This is a genomic window from Glutamicibacter sp. St.4D3 (genome assembly GCF_059728615.1).
This window is the reverse complement of record NZ_AP039380.1, coordinates 3317280-3337168: the sequence shown is the minus strand read 5'-3', so window position 1 is coordinate 3337168 and position 19889 is coordinate 3317280. Positions and strand designations below refer to the sequence as shown.

Sequence of the window (19889 nt, the reverse complement as noted above, 5' to 3'; positions counted from 1 at the left end):
GGCTCCGCGCTTCAGCGGAAGATTGTAGTTTTCGACGGTTTCACGTGAAACGGAGAATGGAACTCCCAACTTGCGGTAGAAAGGAGAATATGTGGAGCCGAGATAGAACCTGCGGCCTATATTCATGCAGTCCAATCTGCGTCCTGCGGCGATCCTGCAGCTATTCGGGCTACTTCTGCAAGGATGCTTGCCTCGGCAGCAAACGCCCTAGATATTGTGGTTCCGCTGTCGACCGGCCCGGGCATCTTCCGGATCCACCGACCGGCCGTCTTTCCAGGCGCATAAGATGCATCCCCGACCATTGTTCCACGTGCAGCGTTCTCCGTAAACGAAGTGTAGATACGATGGAGGAGCTTCAGCCGTCGGATCCTCGAGGGCCTCTGTTCGTTTCTGAGGCTTCAGATCTACTCGGCACACCCAACCCCCTGAGGAGAGCTGTACGGCCCTCAGCGAGGTTCCTGTGGCCGCTGACCTAGAGTATTGCAGCCCAATGCTGAGCATAATCTTCGGAGCAGGCCAAGCAGCACCTACGGAAGGGCTCATTGACAACTCGGCAAGTCGCGAGGGGTTATGTTTCTAATTATTCGAAGGGGAGGGGCCGGATCCTAGGTTGTGGTTGCACTAGAAGCATTTGCTGCGTCCTCTGGCTGCCAGCCACGCAATGACCTCGCAAGGGGCTTGTAGTGGATAGTGACGCACCGGAGTACGTCCAACGACAATGAGTTTCGCGACGCCGTTGTCTCCTCTTGAAGACCGGCGGGAACCGGGATCATGGTTACTGATGTAGGGGCACTCTAAGCCCCCTAACAGGGCGTCTAAGGCCACTGACTCCAACGCCGGAAGTTCGATTCAGCGTGGAGTTTTGGGCTCGCAAACCTGACCTGTACCTAGCGAAACCGTTCGTGTGGAAAATAGAGGGGTGCAGCGAAGAGGGCACGCGAGGTTTTGATACTACAGCTCTAAGTTCAAACTTTGTACAAACAGTAAATCGCAAAGTTTCACGTGAAACGGTTGGCGATCCTTTCTGGCGGCATAGCTAATATCGCCTAACCGCTATGAGCTTTGAGCTGTCTCAGAGCTGGAGGCCTGAATACACCTTAGGCAATTCCCTTCGAGAGACACCAACGCCAGAGGTGACTCTAGCTTTCTCGTGTCGTTCGCTTTGCCGGGCTCATCGAGTAAAGCGTTCGGGCAGCTGTGCGTGTTGCGGACGAAGCACTAGCAACACAGAAAGTGTAGGCATTTCCTAAAGTAGGGGAGTAGGGATCGGTGGGCGTTGAAGTAGTCATTACCCAATTCGCGGCACTACTGCGGGATGCTTGTGGGTAGAAGCATTGAAAAACCGGGATGAGACTAGTCGCAGATCGGTATCGAAGGTATTCGAAATTCAGGGATAGACCTTCTCTTCGGGGGCAGCTGGGTCATGAAGACCGGCAACTTTCCCGGTCGGTGATTTTGCTCCTCCATTTGGAACAGAGGAAACATTATCGACGTTGGGTCCGCTATCGAAAACACGCTATTTTTGTGACATACCTGGGTTTTCAGGACCGGTGGAACTCCACGGAGGACCGGCGCGTGGCAAGGTTCAGAGAATGTAAATCCTCAATAGTCGAACTTTTCGAATACGCGTGCAGGATGCTCTCACAACATTGCACGCAATCGCAGAAGTGGCTGCGACTTTGAGTGTCTTCTCTTGAGATAGAGCAACCAAAAGGCTCGAAAGAGTGTAGCCGCAGTAAGGCGAGCCCGTGTCACTGGAATCGACTTTCCAGTCTTTGGCCCCGCGCCTTTTTTGTCACCGGAACCACCATTGTCCTACCTGATGATCCTGCGCATTACGCATTACGTGTTTCCCCGCGGTTCTATTAGCTCCAGATGGCCGGTACCACATGTCCGTTAGCAAACGAACGGAGCATTGAGCCCGCTGCGACTATAGCTTGTGGATAGGTGTACCCGTGTTCCAGCTGGCCACAACAACGGTTGAACGCACCTCGCGGCTTAATGGGCTCTTCGCAATCGAGGGTGTAGGGCAGCATTGCCGTTGATCTGATTTCTGGGCGTGTCGCAGGGCAGTAAAAAGTCGAGGTCTTCACAAGAATGGAAGTTCCTACACAACCTTCTTGAAAGACCTCGACGTTGTCCCATACTACCTTTACCGCCCCGGATCTGACCACGTTCTGCCGCCTGGACGAGCTGGGCCTGACAGCCTGCGGTCAGCGGTTGTTGCCTGAACGTGCCGAGATCCTGTGCAAGGTCACCGAGGCGGATCCGTGGTGCCGTAACTGCGGGCAGCCGGGAACGTCTCGTGGCACCGTGGTGCGCCGGCTGGCGCATGAGCCAGTCGGCTGGCGGCCGACCACGCTGGTGATCCGGGTGCGCCGGTACCGGTGTGCTGACTGCGGTACTGTGTGGCGTCAGGACACTAGCCAGGCTGCCGAGCCCCGGGCGAAGATTTCTCGTGGCGGGTTGGGTTGGGCGCTGGCCGGGATCGTGTGTCAGCACTTGTCCATGGCCCGGGTTGCTGAGGGGTTGGGCGTGTCCTGGAATACCGCTAATGACGCGGTGTTGGGTCAGGGGCAACGGGTGCTGATCAACAAGCCTGAACGGTTCAACGGGGTGAAAGTCATTGGGGTGGATGAGCACGTATGGCGCCACACCCGTGCTGGAGGCAAGTACGTCACCGTGATTATTGACCTGACTCCGGTCACCGAAGGTGCTGGCCCGGCCCGGCTGTTGGATATGGTGCAAGGCCGCTCCAAGGCCGTGTTCAAGTCCTGGCTCGCGAACCGGCCCCAAGAATGGCGGGACGGGATTGAAGTGGTGGCCATGGACGGGTTCAGTGGCTTCAAAACCGCAGCTGCCGAGGAACTCCCGGACGCGGTAGAAGTGATGGATCCCTTCCATGTGGTGCGCCTTGCTGCCGAAGCGTTGGATAAGTGCCGTCAACGGGTGCAGCAAGACACCCGTGGTCACCGCGGCCGCAAGGGTGATCCGCTCTATGCGGCGCGTCGCACGCTATTGACCGGGGATGGTTTGCTTACTGAGAAGCAGATTGAACGGCTTGATGCCTTATTTGATGATCAGCAGCATGAGCCAGTGCAATTCACCTGGAACATCTATCAGCGCATCGTGGACGCGTACCGGCAAAAGGAGAAGAGTATCGGCAAGTGGTCGATGGAGCAGGTCATAGAGCTGATCAAAGCAAAAATTCCTACCGGGCTGCCCGAACTGGCGTCCCTGGGCCGCACCCTGAAACGCCGGGCCGGGGATATCCTGGCTTACTTTGACCGGGCAGGCACCTCGAACGGGCCCACCGAAGCGATCAACGGCAGGTTGGAACACCTGCGCGGTAGTGCTCTGGGGTTCCGGAGCCTAGCGAATTATATTGCTCGTTCACTTTTGGAATCCGGCGGGTTCAGACCCGTTTTACACCCTGGATTGTGAAGAGCCGCTTAATGCCGTCAATTACAGTACGAGTATCCAAGAACTCCGGCCGCGATTGCGTTGAGGATGATGGGGGGAACGGGAAGCGCTCTAGCCCGGGGCTACGTTTAGAAGGCTGCTTTCCGGAAGCTTGATGATCGCGGGATCATCCCTCTTGACCCCACTACGCAGACTCTTTGAAATCGCACCGTGTGCGGTAGAACAGCAAAATTGCACGAAACGCAAAATTCTGGCGACAGCATAGTGGTCATTGAGTAGGAGTACCCAGTAGCCGTCAAGTGATGGACCAGCTCTGATAGCTATTTCCATCATGGCTCGTGGACGTCACTCGTATTGAACGGTGGCGGGAGACGTCATTGCTAGATTTGCGAAGAAGCACGCGGCGCGCAGAAAGCGAAGGAAAGACAGCAATCATTCTTCACAGTGCCATCAGCCGAATGCGGCGTGCATCTCGGGCATGATCCTTCGGGATTATCAGTCGAGGACTGGTAACAGAAAAAACAACACAAGATATTTGATTTCAAACGTCGATTATTCCAGAGCCTTTGATCCGCTAATCGTCCGACGACAGGGGTTATTCTCCGGTAGAAAAAGACCACTAAGGGTGGCGGATCACTGATCCGCCACCCTTAGTGGTCGATACTTCGTTCTTCACTACCTAGAGGTAGGCAGCGAATTCCTTCTCGAGAACAGGCTTCGGCTTGGCGCCAATCGACGTAGCGACGTGTTCACCGTCCTTGAAAACGTAGACAGCAGGAATACTGGTGATTCCGTACTTTGCTGCGATGCCCTGGTTTTCGTCGACGTTGATCTTGACGACGTCTACCTTGTCGGCGTGCTCGACGGCAATCTGATCAAGAATGGGGCTCAGCTGTCGGCAGGGGCCACACCATTCTGCCCAGAAATCAACGATTACCGGCTTACTTGCTTCCAGCACGTCCGCCTGGAAGCTTGCTTCGGTGACATCCTTTGCGTTGCTCATGAGAGACAACCACCTTTCTGTAGAGCTTAATTCGTCGCCTGTACGGGGGTTTTTAGATCCGCCAGGAAGTGTTCAACGTCGATTGCGGCTGCGCATCCAGAACCTGCGGCGGTGATCGCTTGCCGGTACCGAGCGTCGATGACATCGCCGGCGGCAAATACGCCCTTCAACGAGGTTTGAGAAGTGCGTCCGTCAACAGCGATAGTGCCCTCTGCAGTCAGCTCGAGCTGATTCTTTACCAGCTCGGTGCGTGGATCGTTGCCGATAGCGACGAAAACGCCCGTGACGGGCAGAGTCTTCTCTTCACCGGTGCTACGGTTCTTTACGCGCAGGCCGGCGACCTTTTCAGCACCCTCGATCCCGACAACCTCAGAGTCCCAAACGAACTCGATCTTCTCGTGGGCCATGGCGCGGTCTGCCATAATTTTCGAGGCCCGTAGTTCGTTTCTCCGGTGCACCACGTACACCTTCGAGGCAAACTTGGTCAGGAAGAGTGCTTCTTCCATCGCCGAATCTCCGCCGCCAACAACTGCAATTTGCTGATCACGGAAGAAGAACCCATCACAGGTTGCACACCAGGAGACACCCTTGCCGGACAGACGCTTCTCATCTTCCAGGCCAAGCTCGCGGTACGCTGACCCGGTCGAAACAATAACGGAGTGCGCGGTGAAGACGGTGCCGTCGTTGACGGTGACCTTCTTGATGTCTCCGGTGAGATCCACATGCGTCACGTCATCGAAGAGTACTTCAGCGCCAAAGCGCTCGGCTTGCTGCTGCAGATTGTCCATAAGGTCGGGTCCCATGATGCCCTGTGGGAAACCAGGAAAGTTTTCCACGTCGGTGGTGTTCATCAGTTCTCCACCAGCGGTTACGGAACCGGCAATGACCAGTGGATTCAGGTTCGCGCGCGCAGTGTAAATTGCTGACGTGTAGCCCGCTGGACCGGAACCGACGATGATGACATCGCGGATTTCATCATTCTGTGTTGAAGCCACGGGGGAGGGACCCTTTCATTTCATGTAAATGCGAAGTGCATAGTGCGGTTAGACCTCACTATGCACCTCAACGTTTGATAACGGTGAAAAATTCCGTCAGTGTTACTTGGCCGAGAACTCACCAATCTGCAGCCCAAAGGGACGAGATGCATTCGCGCCAGAAGCGCGACGCGGCAGTTCAGTAACGTTCAAGAAGACGTATTGGCCCGTGGCTTGCTCTTCATTCACTGGAACAGTCAGCGACGGGCCCGTGAATGAGCCGTTGGCCACGGAGTTTGCTTCGCCCAGGTCTTCGCTGTCACCAATCAGAATCTGGTAGCTGCCTCCAGAGGCGTTGAGGCCGTCAAGCTGAACTTCGCTGATCTTCGACTCATCTTCCAGCTCGAGGATAAACACCATGTTGGAGGCAAAACCGCCGAAGTTCGCGGTGGTATACGAGTAGGTGTTGTAAACACTGGCAGGATTACCGTCGATCATCTTGGACAGAGTGTCATCGGTTTCAGCGTTCAGCTTCTGGTTCCCTGGCACCAGCCGGGAAACATCAGCAATTTCCGGGGCAGGCAACGGGGACTCGGTGTCCGAAGGGGACTCCTCATTCGGCTCGGCGGGCTGCTCCTGAGTTTCGTTCGGCGGCGTCTGAGCTACGGGCTCATCGCCTCCACCGCGGCCGAGGAAGTTAAACGCGAAAACTACCCCAATGACGAGTACAGCGATCAGCACGGCGCCCACCAACAGGCGAGCTCCCTTGCTGCTGTTTTCGTTGTTCTCTTCCGGATTTTCGTAATCTGCGTTGGAGGCAGGAACGTTCTTGGCTGCGGCGGGGAAGGTTTTGGCCTTCGAGCCATTGCCGGATGCGGCTGCTGCGGCAGCAGCAACCCCGCCGGCACCGGCGGCCCCCGCAGCCCCACTGGCCTTTTGAGAGCCAGTTGGCTTATCCCCGCGGGGTTCTTTCTTAGGAGACTCGGATGCTGCAGCTGCCGCTGACGTCGCCCCTGCGGCAGCAGGCTTCTTTTTGTCCTTGGAAGACTTTGGTTCCTTGCCCTTGGAAAGCTCGGCCGAAGACAACGCCGCCGTGGCGGTGACATTCGGCTCGTCGTCCTCAAGACGGGTGACTTTTGCCTTGTCGGCAGGCTTGGCGCCCCCTTCCGAGCCCTTAATCGGCGCAACCGGTGTGGTGCTTGGAGAAGACGTCTCCTGCGGAGCCGTCTTCGGGTCGACATCATCACCCTCTGCAGCAGGCAGTGATTGCTCATCACCCTCAGGGGACGCATTCTTGCGCCCGAACCGGTTCTTCAGACCGCTGAATCCACTGCTGAGAGCGTTTCCGATACGGCCCTGCTCTTCCGGCTCCTCCTCATAGCGGAGGTGCTCGTAGTAGGCGTCGTCATCCTCGTAGGTCTGCGGTACTGCCTGACGAGATTCACCGAAAATTTCGGTGCCCAGAGTATCTGTGAAAAACGGCTCGACATAAGGAGCGTCGCGCTCAACCACCAAGTCGAGCAAGTCCGCCGAATTAGCCAGATTGGCTACGAGATAAGTTTGATTGGCGTCCGTAACGCCAAGGTCGAGGACCTGGACCTCAGCGGAACGCTCGTCCATCGCGATTTCGCGCGCGCTGCTGGCCAGCTGTGAGGAATTGTCCGTCGACGCAACGAGAATACTGACGGATCTGTTCAGCACCTGGTCAATGCCTTCGAGGACAAGGTCTCCTTCGGCGGAGGTCAAGACAAATTCGGTGACCTGGTAGCGACCGCCGAGGACGGACCCGACATCGATGGACTGCGACACGTGCATCTCCAAGGGTTGGTTGAGCATTCAGGCGGATTCCCCGCCATCCCTCATGTTACCTGCGATACGACGGGATATGTGGGTGATTTGGCTAGAGTCACGTGGCCGTCGAAGACGCTGTTTTTCTGTAGATTCCGTGCCGGCGTTCTCCGGGGCGATTCACCTGTGAACCCTGTTGGCTAACCACCGGTGACATAGCGGGTCAGCACCTCGCGCGCGAGGTCGGCAATGCGCCGCTCGTTGGGAAAAGACAGCCTCTTGCCCAATGCGTTCAGGGGAACCCAATCGACGTCCACGGCTTCATGGTCCGGATCGTTTTCGATGGTCAACTCGCCACCTGTGGCCTCGAGCAGGAAGTGGTGCACCGTTTTGTGGACCCGGTAGTTGGTGACGGTAAACCAGTAGTCCACGGATCCCAGGGGCGCGAGAATCCGACCGGCAATTCCGGTCTCTTCCTCGATCTCCCGGATCGCGGCTTCCTCATTGGTCTCTTCGCCCTCCGGGTGGCCCTTGGGAAGACACCACTCGAGCCGCCCGCCTCGGTTGTACCGGGCGATGATTGCTACGGGGAAGGAGGAATCATCGAAATCGATCACGATACCGCCGGAGGAAACCTCCTCGACGGTGGGCAGCTGTTGGTGCCCTCCAGCCGCGTGCGCATGCGCCATTGACGCTGTCAATGGCGTGCGCTTAGGTGCGGACGGGATCGGACGGTTCATGAAACCACTGTATCGACAAAACGCCTAACATTCCGTTAACAACGTGACGCGGAGAGTTTTGTCGCAGTGAATACCACCGAGTACGTGCACACGGGGCCGGGAAATCTGGCACCCTTAAAGGACTATGTACGAACTTCCTTCCCACGCAGTGCTGCGCCAGATTCTTCCCGCGGTCATTTTCGAGTTGGCTGACCGCTTCGTCGCAGCTGGATTCGAGCTGTCGCTGGTCGGTGGACCGGTCCGTGATCTCTACCTTGGACGCGTCTCACCTGACCTGGATTTCACGACCAACGCGCTGCCGGATCAGACCCTGAGCGTCATTGAGGGTTGGGCGGACGCAACGTGGGATGTGGGCCGTGACTTCGGAACCATCGCGCTGCGTAAGGGCAGGGACACCATTGAAGTCACGACTTACCGCGCGGATGCCTATGACAAGGATTCTCGCAAGCCGGTCGTGGCCTTTGGCGATAATCTGCGAGACGATCTGTTCCGGCGCGATTTCACCATGAATGCCATGGCACTGCGTTTGCCGCAGCTGGAACTCATCGATCCCTTTGACGGAGTCGCCTCCCTGAATGAGGGGCTGATTCGTACGCCTGGATCTCCGGAAGTCTCTTTTTCCGATGATCCACTGCGGATGATGCGGGCTGCGCGCTTCACCTCGCAGCTGCGAATGAACGTTGCACCGGAGGTTCGCAAGGCCATGCGGCACATGGCTGACCGGCTCGAGATCATTTCGGCTGAGCGAATCCGCGATGAGCTGGTCAAACTCATCAATGGCGCGGACCCGCGATCGGGTATCGATTTGCTGGTGCAAACCGGGCTGGCCGACATCATGCTGCCCGAGGTTCCGGCGTTACGTCTGGAGATCGACGAGCACCACCGGCACAAGGATGTCTACCAGCATTCACTGACCGTGCTGGAGCAGGCGATTGATCACGAGACCGATGCCGACGGAGCGGTTCCGAAACCCGATTTTGTGCTGCGCTTCGCTGCCCTGATGCACGACATTGGCAAGCCGGCGACACGGAAATTCGAGAGCAACGGCTCGGTCAGTTTCCGTCACCATGACGTGGTGGGCTCCAAGTTGGTCAAGCAGCGGATGCGTGCCCTGCGTTTCGACAAGGAAACGATCAAGGCCGTTGCCCGTCTGGTTGAACTGCATATGCGTTTCTACGGTTACGGGGAAGCCGGCTGGACAGATTCCGCGGTACGTAGGTACGTGACAGATGCAGGTCCCCAGCTCGAGCGTCTGCACCGCCTGACCCGCTCGGACGTTACGACGCGCAACCGCCGCAAGGCCGATCGCCTATCGTTCGCCTACGACGACCTGGAAACCCGGATCCAGCAGATTGCTGAGCAGGAGGAGCTGAATTCCATTCGGCCCGACCTTGACGGCGAGCAGATCATGAAGCTACTGGGGATCTCTCCGGGGCCCGTAGTGGGACGTGCGTATAAGTTCCTGTTGAACATGCGCCTTGACGAAGGCCCCTTGGGGGAGGACAAGGCCGGAGAACGCCTCCTGCAGTGGTGGGCCGAGCAGCCCGAGTCGCGGGACTAAGCCGCGCACATTGCGGGTTTGCCGCCCTCCTGCGCGCTGCCGTGTGGTGATTGCAGGACGGCGGCTGTTTGTGCTTTCCGTGACGGTAGGACTTGCCCGAAGGCTTCCCGGGTGACTGCCGTGGCTATGTATTGGTAGCTGCAGCCGCCTTCTGCTTCTGGGACAGCAGCCTTCACACGTCCGGCGGCACCGCGTGGCCCGTGAAGCCGAAGAATCTTTAAAGTATTTTCCCTTGTGGCTGGATATTCCGCGCAGAGTTCAGTTATGCTGGGTATCGTGATTGGGAAGTCTCAATGAGACTAACGAGATCGAAGAGACAATAAACGTTGCAGTCTCGCACCTGAGGTGCGATCGACTCGAGCAGACCTAAGGAGGTGGGAAACATGAATATGATCCAGATTTCTTGGACTAATGGCGGCGGATTTGCCGGCTTTTACGCCCGCGTGCGGCGAGTTTCCCCAGCCTCCGGACAGATGACGATCTAGTTCTCTCACACTAACTCATCAAAAAGTTCCTGAGGCTGAATAGTCAGTATTCGACCGAAACCTCTAGGAACTTTTCTCATGTCTGCCCCTCTTTGCACTACTCCAACCCGTGCTATCCGCGCCGCGGAATTGATCTTCGCCGGACCGGAGAGCCTGAAAGCGCGTAGTTCGCTTTCGAACCCTCAAGTTGTCCCCGTCCTTTCGACGCAAACGGAAAGGAGGGGAGGCTAGTGAAAAAGCGCTACCGCGGCGATCAGAGTGATCGCTTCAAGGAAACGCGATTCCATCAGGCACGTCGCGAACGTGAAATGAAGAATCACGTTCCACCGGAAATGTACTTCCGTATCCGCTAGGGGTCGGCTGACGCCATTACCGTCAGTGCCAGACCAAGGGGGATACATGATGGAACCGCAACCGAATATCCAGACGAGGCCCGCCGGCCTGTGGCCCGGCGGGCCTTGCCGCACCCAGATGACGAAGGCCTTGGAACAATGCAGGAGTTTCACAGTCCGACCACGAGAGCTCTTAAATGCAGGTGCCCACCGCCTTGTGGACACGGTGGGCACCTGAAGACTCCGAGCGGAGTGGACCGTTAACGCTCGATCTCGCCGCGAATAAAGGCCTCTACCTTCTGACGCGCGGTTTCGTCGTCGTACTGCTCCGGCGGTGACTTCATGAAGTAGCTGGAAGCGGAGAGGATGGGACCGCCAATGCCGCGGTCCTGGGCGATCTTCGCGGCGCGCACCGCGTCGATGATGACGCCCGCGGAGTTCGGGGAATCCCAAACCTCCAGCTTGTATTCGAGATTGACCGGCGCATCACCGAAGTTGCGTCCCTCGAGGCGCACGAAAGCCCATTTGCGGTCGTCCAGCCATGACACGAAGTCGCTCGGGCCGATGTGTACGTCATCGGCACCCAGGGCGGCTGAGGTGTTGGAAGTGACCGCCTGGGTCTTGGAGATCTTCTTGGATTCCAGACGCTCGCGCTCGAGCATGTTCTTGAAGTCCATGTTGCCTCCCACATTCAGCTGGTAGGTGCGGTCCAGGACTACCCCACGGTCTTCGAAGAGCTTTGCCATGACGCGGTGGGTGATGGTGGCGCCGATTTGGCTCTTGATGTCGTCGCCGACGATCGGAACACCAGCATCTGTGAACTTCTGCGCCCATTCCGGGGTGCCCGCAATGAAGACCGGCAGTGCGTTGACGAAGGCAACGCCAGCGTCAATCGCAGCCTGTGCGTAGAACTTGGCCGCTTCTTCCGAACCCACCGGAAGGTAGCAGACCAGTACATCGACCTGGGCGTCCTTCAGGGACTGAACCATGTCCACCGGTTCGGCCGAGGACTCCTCGATGGTTTCGCGGTAGTACTTGCCAAGGCCATCCAGGGTATGTCCCCGCTGGACGGTGATTCCGGTCTGCGGCACATCCGCGATCTTAATGGTGTTGTTCTCGCTGGCCAGGATTGCGTCAGCAAGATCCAGTCCAACCTTCTTGGCATCGACGTCGTAAGCGGCGACGAACTGTACGTCGCTGACGTGGTAGTCGCCGAACTGAACGTGCATCAGACCCGGAATGGTGGAATCAGCTGCCGCATCGCGGTAGTACTCGACGCCTTGGATAAGTGACGTGGCACAGTTACCCACACCGACGATGGCAACTCTGATCGGGTTCGCCGACACATGAACTCCTTTGGAAAACGATGAAAGCTTTGGGGAGCGGATCCAAGAGATAAGAGTTATCCGCAAACAGGCTCCCCCATAGATCTTAAGTCCCTTACTATGCACTTTCATTCCCGCTTCGGCGAAGAGATTGGGAACCGAGGCTCGTTACTGTTACCACCCGACCTCATGTGGACGGAAAGTCCTCTGAGTTCGGTCGGTAATGACTGAAAACAAAGTCAGTACCAAAACTTGTATTGGGCGTGAACGACCGCGCTCGGCGAACGTAGACCAAGTTATTAGGAGTGGAAAATCATGAAATATTATGTCATTAGCAAAGTTTCAGATGCTCATGAGGTGTCTGGTAGCTCTCATTTCACGCCTGTCCAAGAATCCGCCGCAACTTTCGGGCAATTTCCAGCATTGGCCGGGGCATTACGGTGCGTACGCGCTGCCGCAGAGGAAAGTTCTTCAAACGTGCCAGCATTTGCTCGTCTGTCTGCAGCGTTCCAGTCTGCGCTCTAGATGCCAGGAGTTGCAGTGCGTCATGCAGATCGCGGGTATTGCGATGAAAGTAATTTTCCCTCAACCATGCGCGGTTCGGATTACTGAATCCGAGCATCTGCAGTTGCTGCAGGCTGCCTTGAATCCCGGAGCCGACGAACACCGTATTAATCAGTGCAACGTCAACGCCAAAGTCGTTGATGACCAGGGTCGGCAACCCGTGGTCCAGGGCCTCGAGTGCCGCGGTTGAAGAAACCGTGGCCAACGCCGTTCCCGGAACCAGAAATTCGTGCAACGCCCCCGTGGCAAAACGGATGTGGCTGGTCCGGGAGAGCCGTCCGTCCTGGACCATCTGCTCCAACAGCGCGTCATAAGGGTATTGCTCCAGATGTGTTTGCGGTTCTCCGGCCCGGGCGCGCAATTTGATGATGACCTCGGTACCCGGGTTCATCCGGGCCGCGCCTTCCAGGGCCAGCAGGATCTGTTCACGCTCATCACGTGCGCTCGGAACCTTGGCCTGGGCGGCAAACACGACTCGGTTAATCGGCTGGCTACAAGTGGCGGGGAAGCCAGGACTGGTCAAAAAAGGCAACTTGCCCAGCAACAGGGTGGGCTGGTGGCCGGGTTCGGAGTCGGCCAGGAAGGAGAAATCCCGCACCTCGGCGTGCGAATGGCAGATGAAGGCATCCCCGGCCCGACGATAGTTCCAGCCTTTCGCCGTCGCGGGGAAAGCTACGCCCGGCAGCGCCGAAACCAGCGCCGTGCGGCGTGCATCGACCGGTTCGCTGCGCAGGACCCTGGCATATATTTCCGAGACAATCGGCCCGGTGGCCGAAGCGAACAGCACATCTTCGGTGACGGTACCGGCGGTGAGGTGACTTAGCGGCAGAATTTGGACGTGCTGCGGGTCCAAATCCGTGCCGCTGAACGCCGCCAGGATCTGCTCGTCGGTGGGGGTTGTGGGGGTGCGGACCACCACGACCCGCCGCCGCCATCCGTCGCCGAGCTGGTGCAGCAGATGGGCGGCCAACTTCAGGTACGAGTCGGAGTCGGCCACGGCCAAGATGGAGGGAGTCACCGGGCATCACACCTTCAGGGAATTGGACAGGTGCTCGCGCAGCTGCCGGGATGTCGCGGCGGTCCACCAGTGTTCGGGCACCGCTTGGGGAATGACCTGGTGGCGTTGCGTACCCAGCAGCAGGCGCAGCGAGGGCACCACTGTGGAGGGCAAGGAGCGGATTAGCTGCCCGGAACGCAACCGGCGCAGGCGCATTTCAATGGGAATGGTGTGCTCCTTGAGCCGGACATTGGGGATCCGGTCAATCAGCTCGAGCAGGTGCGGGGTTTCGCGGCGGTGCGGAAAATACGCCAGCGGCCCGTCCTGGGCCACATCACGCAGCCATTCCAGATACGGGTCGGGATGGATCAGCCCGTCGGTGCTCATCGCCGAGCCGATGACCAAGGTGGGTTCGGCGAAGCTCTCGGCCACGGGTTGGGCGGCGAGCCATTCGAAGCGGTGCTGGGCAAACTTGATGCCCAGTTGCTCCATGCGTTCCCGCGTGGGCTCATCCACGTCCAGGGCGGAGACGATCAGCAGGCGCTGATCGCGCGCCATGAAACGCAGCCGGTACCACAGCGCCAGTCCCAGTGCCCTGCGGCCCGCGGAGTTCTCCACCCGCTCCCGCACCAGTGGTACCGGATCTTGGCTGGTCAGCTGGCGGATCAGCGCCAAGGTGGCGAGCCCGTCGTCGATGATGACCACTTCACGGGATTGCACCGGCCCCAGCAGGGCACGCTGCACCCTTCCCGAGTAGGCGTCCCCGGTGACCCAGCGTTCATCGGTGGACAGCGGTGCCGGTGGGTTGCGGGAGGGCTCGGCAATCGCCAGCCCGCGGGGGGCGGCCTGCAGCAGTGCTTTGGTGGTGGCCTCCAGCGGCATGTTCTGCCGTGGCACGATTCGGGTGTTGCTGCCCAGCAGCCCCGCTGCATGGGTTTCCACCGCAGAGAGCAGCTGCAGTGGGGATTCGACCCAGACTCGGCAGTGGCCGAAGCGCGGTCGGCTGACCTCCGCCTGCGGGCGGTACACGATCTTTTTCACCCACGCGCTCCCGACTCCAGGCGACGGGCCATGCTGCTAAAGGCCCGCGCCCCGCGGCGCTGCATGCCGCGCACCGAGCGGCCGGCGGCGCGACGCAACCGGAGCACGGGGCTGCGCTGCGAGTTGGGGTGGGCCCAGCGCGGGGGCAGGTCCAGCTTGGCCAGCCGGCGGCGCTTGAAGTACTCCGGGTGGGCCGCATAGTTGGCTTCCAGGTACTCTTCGGTCTGGGCGCGCAGGGATTCGAGCTGCCCGGACTGCATGCAGTACGACACGGCGCGCACCAGGGCGCTGAGCTCATCCACCGAACCCGACCGCACCCGGGAGGGGGCCGGCAGCTGTTGGCGGAACAGCGCGTGGATCAGGGTCAGCGGGATCCGGTTCGAGTTCTGGTACGGGGCCAGGTGCTGCAGCAGCGCGTCGGTGCCCACCGCGCTGACCGGTATGTCGAGCATGTAGTGGGCGGTGACCAGTGCGGTGGAAAAGCAGGAAATGACGCGCTGCGGGCGCAGCGCCCCGATCACGGTCTCGGCCAGCAGCGGGGTGCGCAGCAGCGTGAACCCCAGGCCCTGCTGTGCGGCGAGGACGGCGAGCCTGCGTGCCGAGGCGGGGGAGGAACTGGGGTGCGGCTTGAACACCACGTGCCCGGCGCCGCAGTCAGCGGCCTCCTGCAGCATCTGACGGTGCAGTTCCAGTTCCTGCTCATCATCCAGCAGTCCCAGCGCCCCCAGGTACTGGCCGAGCACCAGGGCATGGTCGGCCGGCACCCGCGGCAGCAGCCCGGTGACCTGCGGGTCGCAGGCCACCTCGTCGAAGACCCGGCGCAGCGCCGGCAGCGGCACCACGGTGCGCCGTGGACACAGCTCGTGCAGCAGCAGCGGGCGCAGCCCCGGCACCAGATCCACATGGCAGGTGCCGGCGATCCGCTGGGCGATCGGGAGCGGCAGCCTGCTGCGGGTGGGCCCGTAGGACATCAGGCCATCGGAATGCACGGTGATGGGTGCGTCGTGGAAGATCCGGGCCAGCGCCTGGGCCGGATTGACCTGGATCGACTCGAGCACCAGGTGCACCGGTTCGCGGCCCAGGCCCCAGGCGGTGCGCAGCAGGCGCTCGAAGGTCACCAGTTCCTCGGTGCGCGGGTTGAAGGCCCCGACCCGGCGCGGGGCGATCAGCGCCCCGAAGTCCACGACCGCATCGAAACGCTCGGCCAGGGCCGGGAAGCCGGGCACCTCATCGAGCGGCACCGTCAGCTCCGGGGCCATTGAGCCGTTGGCCAGCACCAGGATGCGGCGCTCGGCCGGGGGCAGCAGTCCGGTGTCAAGCATCGCCGCCAGGCACATGACCTGGAAGCTGGTGGAGGCGGCAAGCAGCTGGATCATGCTCCCACCCCCACCGGGGCCGGGGTGTACACGGTGCGCAGCAGCTTGCGCCGGCGCGGGTCCAGCTGTTCCAGCGCCTGGGCCATCGGCCCGGGCGGCAGCTGGGCCAGGGCGGCCCCCAGCTGGCGGCGCAGCTCGGCGGCCAGCGCGGCGGGGAACTGTCCGATGCGGTCCAGGTGGTGGCAGGCGATCGCGAAGAACTGGCGCAGCGCCTTGGGCAGGAAGCGGTCGGCCTCCCGGTCCTGGCTGACCAGCTGCACGATCTGGCCGAAGGCCGGGATGAAGTGCAGCTGGCGTTCGTCGAACACCTGGGTCAGGGAGCCGGGCAGGTTGCGCCGGTAGAACTGGCTGGCCTCACCCACCACCGCGTAGCTGGTGCTGGACAGGTACAGCCGCCACAGCCAGGGCCGGTCCTCGCAGGTGGCCAGCGCCGGGTCGAACCACTGGGTGTCGCCCAGCACGTCGTGGCGGTACATGCCGGTGAACACATACGGGTAGTCGATCATGCTGGCCGCATCCACCGGCAGGATGTCCTCCCGCGGGTCCAGGACCACATTGTGCAGTGCCTGCGGGGCACGGTGGATGCTGCGGCTGGTGCCGCGCACCCGCACCTGGTCGCAGCGCACAAAGTCCACCTCGAGCCGTTCCAGCCCGTCGGCCAGGGAGGCCAGGTGGTCGCGGGAAAACCAGTCATCCGGGTCCAGGAACGTGACGTAGCTGCCGGTGGCCGCCGCCAACCCGGTGTTGCGGGCCGCGGACACCCCGCGGTTTTCCGGGTGGGTGATCAGCCGCAGGTCCTCGAAGCGGTCCCGGTAGTCCTGCACCAGGGTGGGCGTCAGGTCGCTGGAGTGGTCATCGACCACGATGACCTGCAGGCGATGGCGGCCCAGGCGCTGGGCGGCCAGCGAGTCCAGGGCGTCGTTGATGTAGGGCTCCTGGTTGTAGGCCGGGATGATGACGCTGATCAATCCCGGAACCCGTGCGGTTCCGGTGGGGGTGTGCGTTGCGGTCACTGCGGATCTTTCATGCGGGGGCAGGTGGCGGGGCGAGGGGCTGCGGCGGGCCAGGCCGGGCAAAGCGCGAATTCCGGGGCCCGTGGCGGGCCCCGGAATCAGGGGTGGTTCCCGGGCGGGACCGGGTTAGCCGTCGACGCGGCGCAGGCGCGAGAGCGGGGCCAGCTCACCGGGGAAGACCTTCTTCACCCCGTCGCCCATGGCCTGCTCCAGGATGCGGATGTCACGGATCAGCGCCTCGAAGCCCTTGGGCTCCAGCGAGGAGGCCTGGTCCGAGCCCCACATGGTGCGGTCCAGCGTGATGTGGCGTTCCACGGTGACCGCGCCCAGGGCGACGGCGGCCAGGGAGATCTGCAGGCCGCGTTCGTGCCCGGAGTAGCCCACCGGCACCTGGTAGCGATCGCGCAGGGTCTCGATGGTGCGCAGGTTCGCCTCCTCCGGGGGCAGCGGGTAGGTGGAGGTGGCGTGCATCAGCACCAGCTTGTCGGTGCCCAGGGTTTCCACGGCCTTGTCGATCTGCTCGATGGTGGACATCCCGGTGGACAGGATGATCGGCTTGCCGGTCTCGGCCAGCGCCCGCAGCAGCTCCAGGTCGGTGACCGAGGCGGAGGCGACCTTGTGGGTCACCGCGCCCTGGGCCTCCATGAACTCCACCGAGGGAACGTCCCAGGGGGAGGCGAAGGCGTGCATGCCCTTGGAGGCGGCGTAGGAGATCAGCTCCTTGTACTGGGCCTGGTCGAACTCGACCCGGTAGCGGTAGTCCAGGTAGGTCATCTCGCCCCACGGGGTGGAGCGGATCTTGTCGCGCATGTCCATCGGGGTGGAGATCTCCGGGGTGCGCTTCTGGAACTTCACGGCGTTCGCCCCGGCGGCCGCCGACACGTCGATCAGCTGCTTGGCGATCTCGATGTCACCGTTGTGGTTGATTCCGATTTCGCCGATCACGTACACCTGCTGGCCGGCACCGAGCAGGTGCTCGCCGATGGCAACGGGCTTGATTTCGGTGTTCACGGTGGTCATGGATACTGCCTTTCGTAGTGGTGGAAAGTCTGTGGTCGTGGGGCTGCGGACCAGCCCCGGACGGTCTTTACCTGCTGCGCGCGGCCAACACGAGTTCGGCCAGTTCACGCACCGCGCCGGACCCTCCGGCACGGGTAAGTCGGTGTCGGGCCACACGGTGGGCCTCGGGACGGGCATCGGCCACGGTGACCGGCCAACCCACCAGTTCCATGGCGGGCACGTCATTGATGTCATTGCCCAGATAGGCCACCCGGGCGGGATTGATGGACTCATCGGCCATCCAGCGTGAGAGGTATTCGGCCTTGGACTCAATGCCCTGGGCGACTTCCACCTGCAGCTTCGCGGCGCGGGCGGAAACGATCCGGTTGCGTTCCTTGGACAGGATCAAGAACTTCACCCCGGCCGCCCGCAGCCGTTCGACCCCCATCCCGTCCGAACGCGAAACCCGCACCGATTCGGTGCCCTGCTCATCCAGATAGGCGGTGTCCGGGGTGTGCACCCCGTCGAAGTCGGTGACCACCGCATCCACCTCGATGTGTCCGGCGGCACCGGTCGCCTGCTGGTCCGCCCAGTGCAGGTCGGCTTCCGAATCAATGTCGATGCCGTGCTCCACCGGCACCTGCTGGATCGCCAGGGTCCCGAAGAACCGGTGTCCGCTGGCCAGCAGGCCGGGGGTGTGCATGGCGTAAAAGGCGCCGGTTTCCCGAAACCGGGGTTCCCGGTCCTGGCGGCGTGGGCGGTGGGCGGCGTCGTGGCCAACGGCCACCGCGGCGCCCTCCGGGGACAGGCCCCAGTGGAAGCCGTGATCAGGGACCGCGGCGAAGCTGACATCGGCCTTGCCGGAGGCCACCTGCTGCACTGCGGCATCCAGGTCCGCCGGGTCGATGAAGGGGGAGGTGCATTGGATGAACAGGGTGATCTGCGGGTGCTCCTCGCGCTGGGCGAGCACGTGCAGGAGCACCGATTCGCTGCTGGCCGTGTCCCCGGCGATTTCGGCCGGGCGGTCGACAACGCTGGCGCCGTAGGCCAGGGCCTCCTGCCGGATCTGTTCATGATCGGTGCTGACCACGACTTCGCTGACTGAGGCCGCGGCCTGGGCCGATTGGATCGCACGGCCCAGCAGGCTCTGGCCGCCGACCTTGCGCAGGTTCTTGAGCCGTACCGCCTTGGATCCTCCGCGGGCCGGGATGATCGCCAAGACGCTGGGCTGGTTGGTATTGCTCACGTCCTTGACGCTAGGAGCCGGAGTTGACCGTTGCGCCCCCTTTGGGTAAACGCGGGGTGAAGTGCAGGTGTAATTACCCGCCTACGCACCGACCGGGTCGATAGGAAGGATGCCGGAAAGCACCAGGCGCAGCGCGGGCCGGGCATCCGAGCGGTCCTGGCGCACGATGCGGTGCAGGATGATGCCCTCCGCACACGCCATCAGGGCGCTGGCCCCGGACCGGGGGTCCCCGGCGCCCAGGCGCTGCAGGGCTGCTGTGACAAAACGCTCGAGGATCACCCGGCCGGCCATGACCCGTTCCCGCAACCGCTCATCGTGGCTGGCCTCCATGAACAGGATCAGCCGCGCGGTGCTCAGCACCCGGCGCTCGCCGGTGGTCGCATCGATCAGCCGGGCCATGGACTCCAGCAGCTGTGCGGCCGTTGCCGGCATCGTGGCCGCCTCGGTGGCCCGGGCTTCCAGCTCGATGATCCGATCCATGACCGCATGTACCAGGGCCGCCCGGGTGCGGGCATAGTTGGAGGTGGAACCCGCGGGCAGACCGGCATGTTCATCCACCCGACGATGGGTCAGGGCACGCAGCCCCTGGGTCCCCACCAGTTCAATGGCCGCGTCCATGGCCCGCTGCTGCCCCGTTTCCATGCCCTCACTATAGGCGGGTCGGAAGTTGGCCAACGCGCCGACAGCAGATTGCATGTCCTGCATTTGCGCAAGTGTCCCTGACGGGCGGCGCAAATGCTGCTCGAGCGCCTGGTTCTTTGCTGGTGACAGGGTTTCGCCGGGCAGGGAATTCAACGCTGGCTGGAAATGCCCCGTCCATTTGGTTCAGAAAGCCATCCACAGTCCTTGCGGCCCAAGACAAGCTGGAAGCCCGGGGATTGGCGGGTGGGTCGCTGGCAATGCTTGAGTCGGCGTCCGCTTTACCTTCCGCCGGTCGGCGGTACAGGCGGAAGGTAGCGACGCCCAGGAAGCGGTGGGACGCGGGGGTCATGGGTTAACACATGCAGGACAAGCGGGCCTGA

The 19889-nt window shown here is 61.3% G+C and carries 15 protein-coding genes; 3 read left to right on the top strand and 12 right to left on the bottom strand.

Annotated features, from left to right (window positions below; genetic code table 11):
- The first annotated feature begins 2136 nt into the window (after window positions 1-2136).
- Window positions 2137-3444 (top strand): ISL3 family transposase, encoded by a 1308-nt coding sequence (locus AC6I21_RS15325; RefSeq protein WP_497762827.1) that lies wholly within the window; start codon window positions 2137-2139, stop codon window positions 3442-3444.
- Window positions 3445-4102: 658 nt separating this feature from the next.
- Here AC6I21_RS15325 and trxA read toward each other — a convergent pair.
- From trxA to AC6I21_RS15305, 4 genes are all read right to left on the bottom strand, one after another.
- The gene (trxA, locus tag AC6I21_RS15320; RefSeq protein WP_138176459.1) at window positions 4103-4426 is read right to left on the bottom strand and encodes a thioredoxin; all 324 of its coding nucleotides are present in this window, start codon (window positions 4424-4426) and stop codon (window positions 4103-4105) included.
- Window positions 4427-4452: 26 nt separating this feature from the next.
- Window positions 4453-5421 carry a thioredoxin-disulfide reductase gene (gene trxB, locus AC6I21_RS15315; RefSeq protein ID WP_446754699.1) on the bottom strand — a complete coding sequence of 323 codons (969 nt, stop codon included), beginning with the start codon at window positions 5419-5421 and terminating at the stop codon, window positions 4453-4455.
- Between the two features lie 102 nt (window positions 5422-5523).
- Entirely contained in the window at window positions 5524-7209 is a 1686-nt protein-coding gene (locus AC6I21_RS15310; protein ID WP_497762826.1) for a hypothetical protein, read from the bottom strand.
- A 179-nt stretch (window positions 7210-7388) separates the two neighbouring features.
- Window positions 7389-7928 carry an NUDIX domain-containing protein gene (locus AC6I21_RS15305; protein ID WP_138176463.1) on the bottom strand — a complete coding sequence of 180 codons (540 nt, stop codon included), beginning with the start codon at window positions 7926-7928 and terminating at the stop codon, window positions 7389-7391.
- Between the two features lie 124 nt (window positions 7929-8052).
- On the opposite strand from AC6I21_RS15305, the gene AC6I21_RS15300 reads away from it, so the two are divergent.
- Together AC6I21_RS15300 and AC6I21_RS15295 are read left to right on the top strand one after the other, a co-directional pair.
- Window positions 8053-9489, top strand: coding sequence for a CCA tRNA nucleotidyltransferase (locus AC6I21_RS15300; protein ID WP_446754701.1), 1437 nt, complete (start codon window positions 8053-8055; stop codon window positions 9487-9489).
- A gap of 715 nt (window positions 9490-10204) precedes the next feature.
- On the top strand, window positions 10205-10327 hold the full coding sequence (locus AC6I21_RS15295) for a hypothetical protein (protein WP_446754702.1): 123 nt from the start codon (window positions 10205-10207) through the stop codon (window positions 10325-10327).
- Window positions 10328-10566: 239 nt separating this feature from the next.
- Here AC6I21_RS15295 and AC6I21_RS15290 read toward each other — a convergent pair whose 3' ends face one another.
- The 8 genes from AC6I21_RS15290 to AC6I21_RS15255 form a co-directional block, all read right to left on the bottom strand.
- Window positions 10567-11652: an inositol-3-phosphate synthase gene (locus AC6I21_RS15290; RefSeq protein ID WP_054820501.1), complete on the bottom strand. Its 1086-nt coding sequence runs from the start codon at window positions 11650-11652 to the stop codon at window positions 10567-10569.
- Between the two features lie 355 nt (window positions 11653-12007).
- A complete protein-coding gene (locus AC6I21_RS15285) occupies window positions 12008-13213 on the bottom strand; it encodes a DUF6716 putative glycosyltransferase (RefSeq protein ID WP_497762825.1) in 1206 nt (401 codons plus the stop codon).
- A gap of 6 nt (window positions 13214-13219) precedes the next feature.
- A complete protein-coding gene (locus AC6I21_RS15280) occupies window positions 13220-14233 on the bottom strand; it encodes a hypothetical protein (RefSeq protein ID WP_446754704.1) in 1014 nt (337 codons plus the stop codon).
- The gene (locus AC6I21_RS15275) at window positions 14230-15609 is read right to left on the bottom strand and encodes a polysialyltransferase family glycosyltransferase (RefSeq protein ID WP_497762824.1); all 1380 of its coding nucleotides are present in this window, start codon (window positions 15607-15609) and stop codon (window positions 14230-14232) included. Before AC6I21_RS15275 ends, AC6I21_RS15280 begins: the two co-directional genes overlap by 4 nt.
- Window positions 15606-16622, bottom strand: coding sequence for a glycosyltransferase family 2 protein (locus AC6I21_RS15270; protein WP_138927116.1), 1017 nt, complete (start codon window positions 16620-16622; stop codon window positions 15606-15608). The genes AC6I21_RS15275 and AC6I21_RS15270 overlap by 4 nt, the downstream gene beginning before the upstream one ends.
- A gap of 126 nt (window positions 16623-16748) precedes the next feature.
- Complete coding sequence (locus AC6I21_RS15265) at window positions 16749-17642, bottom strand: N-acetylneuraminate synthase family protein (RefSeq protein ID WP_054821843.1); 894 nt, start codon at window positions 17640-17642, stop codon at window positions 16749-16751.
- A 67-nt stretch (window positions 17643-17709) separates the two neighbouring features.
- Window positions 17710-18867, bottom strand: coding sequence for a cytidylyltransferase domain-containing protein (locus AC6I21_RS15260; RefSeq protein ID WP_497762823.1), 1158 nt, complete (start codon window positions 18865-18867; stop codon window positions 17710-17712).
- 81 nt (window positions 18868-18948) lie between these two features.
- On the bottom strand, window positions 18949-19563 hold the full coding sequence (locus AC6I21_RS15255) for a TetR/AcrR family transcriptional regulator (RefSeq protein ID WP_497762822.1): 615 nt from the start codon (window positions 19561-19563) through the stop codon (window positions 18949-18951).
- Window positions 19564-19889: the final 326 nt, after the last annotated feature.